At 35.7% G+C, this 1,609-nt stretch carries 2 protein-coding genes; both read right to left on the reverse strand.

Annotation, left to right across the window (positions count from 1 at the left end; translation table 11 throughout):
* Positions 1-138 precede the first annotated feature (138 nt).
* Entirely contained in the window at positions 139-1,344 is a 1,206-nt protein-coding gene (locus CLV42_RS33600) for an ATP-binding protein (protein ID WP_106606325.1), read from the reverse strand.
* A gap of 60 nt (positions 1,345-1,404) precedes the next feature.
* A partial coding sequence (locus CLV42_RS34240; protein ID WP_211303583.1) for a hypothetical protein occupies positions 1,405-1,609 on the reverse strand: 205 nt, incomplete at its 5' end.

A 1,609-nucleotide genomic window follows, 5' to 3' on the forward strand; every position in this document is an offset into this window, starting at 1 on the left:
TAAATTACTACTCGGCCCTCTTTCTGCAAAGAAAAGGGCCGATCTTTTTGAGATCAGCCCTAATTTCTTCGATCCTGACCTTTTTGGTCAGCCTCGTTTTAGACCAATGCTGCTTTTAGGTCTGCTATCTTAATAGTTTTAGAACTCACTTGTTAGGAAGTCTATCAGGTTTTGCTGAATTATTCCATTATTATCCTGACCAATTAACACATCGTTTAACGTAATTACATACTTAGGATAATTGTCTTCTATTTTTAGCAGATTACCGAATTCTCTGTTGGCAGTGCTTTCATCCATAACAGTAAGACAAACCTGAACATAGATTTTAGCCCCATTTTTATCTGCAACAAAATCTATCTCCTTATCACCTAGCTTCCCTACAAAAACTTTATAGTTTTGCTGTTTTAAATGCAAGAAAACAGCATTCTCCATAAGCTTATGAATGTCGGCACGCTGATTAAAACCAACAATTGCATTACGGAGACCCAAATCCTCAAAATAATACTTCTCCCCGATTTCAAATATTTTCAGTCCTCCAATTTCTGATCTTACAACCTTATGCACAAAGAAGGTGTTGCATAAAGCCCGTAGATAGTTAATAGTTAGTTGTGGAGAGATATCAACCCTTTGGGACTTAAGATACTTGCTAATATTGCTGGCAGAAAATAAACTGCCTGTATTATCTGCGAGATAAGTTACCAGATTTTCTAAAAATGAAACATTCCGAATATTTTCACGGGCCACAACATCTTTTAACAAAATAGTGGAGTAGACATTGCGCAGATACTCATAAGGTAGATCTTCCTGCAGTCCTATATTACTCAAAAACGGCATCCCACCATACCTGAGATAAAGAATTAATGATTCAAATTTTTTATCAAGCTGATGAAATTGTAAAAATTCCTGGTAGCTGAGACTATGGATATTAAATACTAAATACCTGCCAGATAAAAATGTAGCCAATTCACCGGAGAGCATATTTGCATTACTACCCGTACAGTAAATATCACAGATACCCTTTGCCAGCAAACTACGCAAGGTTCTCTCGAATTCCTGTACCTCCTGCACCTCATCTATAAAGAAATAATTGTTCTTATCCTCAATGAATTTACCTTCAAGATAAGCACTTAGGTCTGTATGCGTTTTAATATGGATGTAGTTATCCAATTCCATATTAATATAAATAATGTTAGCCTTCTGATCTGTATTACGTATATGTTCCATTAATTGAAGCATTACATAACTTTTACCCACCCTCCTTTGACCAGTCAGCACCTTAATTACCTGCTTGTTAATAAATGGAATTACTCGTTCAGTATATAGTGGCCTTTGTATAAGTTTCATGTATATCGTAAGCTTTTATTAAAGATAGTAAAGTTTCATGTATATCGTAAACTTAAATCTCTAGTATATATAACGCTTTTTTCCTGTGCATTCCAGCACTAGCCTAATTATATTAAAATCAATAACCCAAAAATTCGACACCTGTCCGGTCCGTTGTACCAACGTTAAAAGAGGCTGACCAAAAAGGTCAGGATCGAAGAAATTAGGGCTGATCTCAAAAAGATCGGCCCTTTTCTTTGCAGAAAGAGGGCCGAGTAGTAATTTA

The organism is Chitinophaga ginsengisoli (assembly GCF_003014595.1).
Classification (GTDB): Bacteria; Bacteroidota; Bacteroidia; order Chitinophagales; family Chitinophagaceae; genus Chitinophaga; species Chitinophaga ginsengisoli.

Bases quoted from the DNA above. Each gene is read 5' to 3' on its own strand.
- CLV42_RS33600 (WP_106606325.1), bottom strand. From the start codon at position 1,344: ATGAAACTTATACAAAGGCCACTATATACTGAACGAGTAATTCCATTT.